Annotated in this window: 5 protein-coding genes, 1 tRNA gene and 1 pseudogene; 1 reads left to right on the forward strand and 6 read right to left on the reverse strand. The window is 68.8% G+C overall.

The window, feature by feature from the left end:
* Positions 1-110 precede the first annotated feature (110 nt).
* The 3 genes from G5C65_RS29840 to G5C65_RS29850 form a co-directional block, all read right to left on the reverse strand.
* Entirely contained in the window at positions 111-824 is a 714-nt protein-coding gene (locus G5C65_RS29840) for a nucleotidyltransferase family protein (protein WP_165302166.1), read from the reverse strand.
* A gap of 86 nt (positions 825-910) precedes the next feature.
* The gene (locus tag G5C65_RS29845) at positions 911-1,327 is read right to left on the reverse strand and encodes a hypothetical protein (RefSeq protein ID WP_165302167.1); all 417 of its coding nucleotides are present in this window, start codon (positions 1,325-1,327) and stop codon (positions 911-913) included.
* Between the two features lie 170 nt (positions 1,328-1,497).
* Positions 1,498-2,616 carry an ABC transporter ATP-binding protein gene (locus G5C65_RS29850; RefSeq protein ID WP_165302168.1) on the reverse strand — a complete coding sequence of 373 codons (1,119 nt, stop codon included), beginning with the start codon at positions 2,614-2,616 and terminating at the stop codon, positions 1,498-1,500.
* Positions 2,617-2,815: 199 nt separating this feature from the next.
* Here G5C65_RS29850 and G5C65_RS29855 point away from each other — a divergent pair.
* Positions 2,816-2,889: transfer RNA gene (locus G5C65_RS29855), tRNA-Thr, on the forward strand.
* Between the two features lie 536 nt (positions 2,890-3,425).
* On the opposite strand, the gene G5C65_RS29860 is transcribed toward G5C65_RS29855, so the two are convergent.
* The 3 genes and pseudogenes from G5C65_RS29860 to G5C65_RS29870 form a co-directional block, all read right to left on the reverse strand.
* On the reverse strand, positions 3,426-4,661 hold the full coding sequence (locus tag G5C65_RS29860) for a tyrosine-type recombinase/integrase (RefSeq protein ID WP_338146730.1): 1,236 nt from the start codon (positions 4,659-4,661) through the stop codon (positions 3,426-3,428).
* On the reverse strand, positions 4,649-4,861 hold the full coding sequence (locus G5C65_RS29865; protein WP_165302170.1) for an excisionase family DNA-binding protein: 213 nt from the start codon (positions 4,859-4,861) through the stop codon (positions 4,649-4,651). The genes G5C65_RS29860 and G5C65_RS29865 overlap by 13 nt, the downstream gene beginning before the upstream one ends.
* A pseudogene (locus tag G5C65_RS29870) lies at positions 4,858-5,781 on the reverse strand (replication initiator); the annotation flags it as partial. The pseudogene G5C65_RS29870 and the gene G5C65_RS29865, both read right to left, overlap by 4 nt.

Consider the following 5,781-nt stretch of genomic DNA (forward strand, 5'->3'; position numbering starts at 1 on the left):
GGCGAGGGCCGCCGGGAACGCTCCGTACGGGGGCGTCCCGGCGGCCCTCGCCGCTCTCGTCCGTCTCGTCCGTCTCACGGGGGCCGCGGAGGCCCGCGGGGGCGGCGGGGTCAGGTGGTCCCGGCGAGCTCCTTGGCGGCCTCGGTGAGGTCCTTGGCGGTGTCGATGGCCCGCCAGTACGACCCCTGGGGCAGCGGAAAGCCCGCCAGGCGGCGCTCGCGGGCGAGCCGGGGGAAGGTGGCCCGCTCGTGGTCGCCGACGTCCGGCAGCAGGCCGGTGAAGGCGGGCGCGAAGACGTAGACGCCCGCGTTGATCAGATACGGCGAGGGCGGGGCCTCGATGAAGTCCAGGACGTGCCCGAACTCGTCGGTCTCCACCGCACCCCACGGGATGCGGGGCCGGGCGAGCGCGAGTGTCGCGGTGGCGTCCCGCTCGGCGTGGAAGGCGGCCATCTCGCGCAGCGAGAAGCGGGTCCAGATGTCGCCGTTCGTCGCGTACCAGGGCTCGTCGGCGCGGGGCAGCGAGCGGGCGGCGAACTTCAGCCCTCCGCCGCGTCCCAGGGGCTCCCGCTCGATCACGGTCGTCACCCGGAGCGGGAGGTCGGCTTCGGCGAGCCACTTCTCCAGCACTTCGGCCAGATGGCCGCAGGAGACGACGGCGTCGGTGACGCCCTCGGCGGCGAGCCACGCCAGTTGGTGGCCGATGATCGGCGTTCCCGTGCCGGGGATCTCGACCATCGGCTTGGGGCGGTCGTCGGTGTACGGCCGAAGCCGTGATCCCTGGCCGCCGGCCAGGATCACGGCTTGGGTCGGATGAGCGGTCATGAGCCGCAGCCTATTGCGCGTGACGGCGCGGTGAACGTACGGGGCCGCTGTGTGCTGCCGGGCGCCCGGCAGCGCTGTGGTGGGGTTCAGTTCATCTGCGCCACCCCGGAGGCGAAGGAGGTGTCGCAGACCGGGCGCGAGTAGCGGTGCGCGCGGTGGGCGGCTCCGTACTTCTGCACGGCGGCCTTGCCGAGCGCCCGCGCGATGGAGGCGCAGTGCTGCGCCAGGGACGGCTTGCGGGTCACGGCTTCCTGGAGGCTGGTCAGCGCGGCGCCAGGGTCCTTCTCCTGGAGCTCGGCGATGAGCCGGTCGCGGAGCACGTCCTGCGGGGCTTGCGCCTCCTTCTGCGTGGACGCCTTCTCCGCGGAGGCGGTGAGCACCTGGGAGTCGGAGGGCGTGGAGGTCCACGGGACGCTGGTGACGGCGAGGGTCCCGGACAGGACGAGCACGACCGGGAGTACGAGGGCGAGGGATCGGCCGATTCGGCGGGCTGCGTGGTTCACGCCCGCGATGGTAGCGAGGGGTAGTGATTTGGCGACATTTTGTCACCGTATCGAGGGAACGCCATTTTGCGCTGTTCGAGAGAAGAGTGGGGTGTGACGGGCGCCGGCGTCATGGACACCGTCCCGTCACACCCCCACGGCCCACGGCCGGCCCGGCCGACCCCTGCTGCTCAGTCGGAGAGGCGTTCGCCGGAGGAGGTGGCGAAGACGTGGGTCTCGCCGCCGCGCGGCACCACGTGGACGACCGAACCCTTCTCGGGCACGCTGCGCCCGGAGACACGGACGACCAGGTCGCACGACTCGCCGCCGATTTCGGCGGTGCCGTAGACGTAGCCGTCGGCGCCGAGCTCCTCGACCACGTTGACGGTGACGGCGACGCCGGCGGGCTCGTCCTTGGAGAGCGCACTGCCGTCGCCGTTGACGATATCGAAGTGCTCGGGGCGGACGCCGACCGTGACGGTCGTGTCCCCCTTGCTGGCGGCGTTGGTGAGCGCCTCGCGGTCGACGGGCACCACGCTGTTGCCGAACTTGACACCGCCGTCGGTGATCGGGACCTCGACCAGGTTCATGGCGGGGGAGCCGATGAAGCCCGCGACGAAGAGATTGGCGGGGCGGTCGTACATATGCCGCGGGGTGTCGACCTGCTGGAGCAGGCCGTCCTTGAGCACCGCCACCCGGTCCCCCATGGTCATGGCCTCGACCTGGTCGTGCGTGACGTACACCGTCGTGATGCCGAGACGGCGCTGCAGACCGGCGATCTGCGTACGGGTCTGCACACGGAGCTTGGCGTCGAGGTTGGACAGCGGCTCGTCCATCAGGAAGACCTGCGGCTCCCGGACGATGGCGCGCCCCATGGCGACACGCTGCCGCTGACCGCCGGAGAGCGCCTTGGGCTTGCGCCCGAGGTACTCGGTGAGGTCCAGGATCTTGGCCGCGTCCTCCACCTTCTGCCGGATCTCGGCCTTCGGCACCCCAGCGATCTTGAGCGCGAAGCCCATGTTGTCGGCCACGGACATGTGCGGGTACAGCGCGTAGTTCTGGAACACCATCGCGATGTCCCGGTCCTTCGGCGGCAGGTGCGTCACGTCGCGGTCACCGATGCGTATCGCGCCCTCGTTCACGTCCTCCAGCCCCGCGAGCATCCGCAGCGAGGTCGACTTCCCACACCCGGAGGGGCCGACGAGGACGAGGAACTCGCCGTCCTCGATCTCGATGTCGAGCTTGTCGACAGCGGCCGAATCAGCACCGGGGTACACCCGGCTCGCCTTGTCATAGGTGACCGTGGCCATGTTCTCTTCTCCTTCACCGGCAGGTACGTGCCGGACGATCCGTCGTAAAGGGAGGCAGGTCCACCGCGTCCCCGCGTGAACCTGCGGTGACGCTAACCCCCTGGCAGCGGTTTTGTCAGTACCCGCGGACAGACCACATGCCCCCGCCACCGCCCGCGAACCGATGGGTACACTGCACAAGCACGCGCGCGTGCCACAGGCCGCCTTAGCTCAGCTGGTTAGAGCATCTGTCTTGTAAACAGAAGGTCGTCGGTTCGAATCCGACAGGCGGCTCAGGTTTTTGCGCAGGTCAGCGCAGGTTAGAGGCCCCGTACCGGGTTCGGTACGGGGCCTCTGTGGTGCCGTACAGCAGCGGAGTACAGCAACGTCGGTCGTCGTCACGTGAGCGCCCGTGCTCGGGACGGGCGAGGACCGGCGTTCGTGTGCCTTGAGGTGTGAGCAACCACGCCATGGATGAGTGATGGGCTGCCACGTACCGTAAAATGCGTTCGGCGACATGCTCACTCCCTCTCGCGAGGGGAGGTGAGTACGTGATGAATGATCAGTCGCCCGGACCAGACTGGGCCATGCTGTCCTTTTTAGTCGCAATGCTCCAGTTGCAGCTGGATGTCCTTGCGAGGATCAGCTAGCCCAGTCCGTCCACCTGGGGCCCGGCCTGTTTGGCCGGGCTCCTCTCTTCGCTCTTAAAACTCACAGTCGCGCAGCATGCACGCGTAGAGTCTTAAGAGTCGTGGTCGATAATACCTGAAGGAGGCCAACTGGTAGTTGGCCTACAAGTTGCAGGCCGCCTACCAGGGGCTTTGACGTAATCACGGTTCGACTCTGAAGCCGTGCGACAGCCTTTGAAGTGCGTCGCGGATCTCTTCGTCGCTGGCTTCCGAGTAGACGTCGAAGGTCATCGTGAACTTGGAGTGCCGCAAGATCCGCTGCGCGACCTTGGGGTGCACCTTGAGCGCGACGAGGAGCTTGCCGGTGGTGTGCCGGGTGTTGCGGAGTGGGATCGCGCGGATGTCGGCCTGGCGGATGCGGACGGCAAAGGCGCGAGTGAGGTTGCCGGGCTCGATGGGTGTTCCGTAGCGGGTGGTGAAGATCAGCCCGTTGGTGTCCTGCCAGAGGTCTCCGGCTGTTTCCCGGTCGGCTTCCTGCTGCTGACGGCGCTGCTTGAGTGCGGCCAGGCAGAGGCCAGGGAGGGGGAGGAAGTCCTCCGAGTCCTCCGTCTTCGTCTCGCGGTGCAGGACCTCCCGGCCCGCGCGCTGGAGCTGGTGATCGATGTACAGCTCGCCCGTGTCGAAGTCGACGGAATCCCAGGTGAGACCCAGGATCTCCCCGCGACGCAGGCCGAGAGTCAGGGCCAGGACCCACGCCGCATACAGCGAGTCGTCAGACGCGACGGCGTGCTCCAGGAAGCGGCTCGCTTCGCTGACGGACCACGCCTTGACCTTCCGGCGCCGGGGCTTGGGGACGCGGACGAGCTTGGCGACGTTGCGCGGGGTCTCCTCTTCGACCACGGCCTGACTCAGGGCCGCGCGGAGCGTGTCCCGGGCGATCTGGACGACGCGCCCCCTCGGGTACTGCCCGCAGCACTCGCCCTTGGCGCAGCACCGTTGACGCTCGGGACGACGCTTGGCGTCCTTGCGCTGGGCACAGCACTGGCAGGTGTCGGCCAGCTTCGTCAGCCACTCGCGTACGTCGCGGACGGTCAGCTTGTCGAGCCGCTTGGAGCCGAGGTGCGGCGCGATGTAGAGGCGTGCAGCACCCTCGTACGCGACGTACGTGAGGGGCGCCAGGTTGGGCTTTACGACCGAGGCAAGCCAGTAGTCGAGGAAGGCCGCGACGGTGCGGTGCCGGGTGGGGACCGGGTCCTTCTTGGCGTCGGCGTGGGCCTTGAGCCACTTCTCATGGACCACAGTTCGGGTCTTGCCGTAGACGTACTTGCGCTTGCGTTTGCCGTCGGGGGTGGTGACCCAGACGTACGCGGCGAAGCCGTTGCGGTACGGGTAGATCGAGCCTTCGCCGTTGCCTCGCTTACCGCTCATGCCGACCACCTCTCGGTGCCCTCGGCTTCTGCCGCGCAGCGGGTCACGTACTCGTCGACCCAGGTGGGGAGGATGCGGCGGTTGCGGCCGACCTTGACGGAGCGGATTTCCCCGGTGAGGACGAGCATTTTCGTCTTGGACAGGCCGAAGCCGAGCATGGCGGCGACCTCGGCCGTGGTGTGCCACTTGGGCGTGATCGTGGTCGTCATCGGGCGGTGCCTCCTTCGGTGGCGAGGGAGGCGGATAGCCACTGTTCGGTGGGGGTGAGGCCGGTGCCGGTGTAGGTCCAGTGGGCGAGGACGAGCGTCGTCTTCTCGTCAGGGCTGTCGGTGTCCACAGGGTGTGTGTCTTCGCCGCGTGCGATGGCGGCTTGGAGGCGGCGCCATTCGGCGCGGCGGTGCGGAGGGCGCCGAGGGTGGTGGAGTAGCGGCGGGTTTTGGTGGAGAAGTGGCCCCGGAAGCCGAGCAGTGGGCCCAGGCGCGAAGGCGGAGGTGTTCGAGGTCTTTACGGGCGCCGAGGGCCCAGGCGGTGCGGATGAGGCGTTCCGCGTGTGCCGGGAGGTTCATCGTTGCCAGTTCGGCGGCGAAGCGTAGGCGGCGGTCCAGGGTGCCGGTCGCGGTCTCGGCGCCCTTGGTGGCGTACTTGGCGATGTACGCGGCTACGGCTCGGTCGGTGAGGGCCTGGCCGTCGTGGAAGTCGGGGCCGTGGATCGTACGGATGTCGAGCTGGGGGCCGAAGGCGAAGGTGTGGGCTCGGCCGTCGAGGACCGGGCCGGGGACGAGGGCACGGGTTGTTGCTGCGCGGATGGCGTCGGTCAGCAGCTCGGGCGTGGCCCAGTGCGGGGGTGCGGTCTCGCCGCCTGCGGGGCCGTCGAGGCGGATCACGGCGTGGAAGTGGACGGCGCCGCGCTTTTGGTACTCGGCGACCTTGGCGAAGGAGGCCCGGGCGCGGTGCGGGAGTTCGCGTTGGGGCAGGCCCGCGCGGTGGGCGATCTCGCGGCGCAGGTGGATGGTGAAGCGGCGCCAGAGCATGCCTGCGTGGGCGTTCCAGAGCACCGCGGATTCGTAGTCGTAGCGCTCGGGGTTGAGCGGGGTGCCGAGGGTGGCGTCGTCGGGGGTGTGGTGGCGTC

Source organism: Streptomyces boncukensis (genome assembly GCF_011045075.1).
Taxonomy (GTDB): Bacteria; Actinomycetota; Actinomycetes; order Streptomycetales; family Streptomycetaceae; genus Streptomyces; species Streptomyces boncukensis.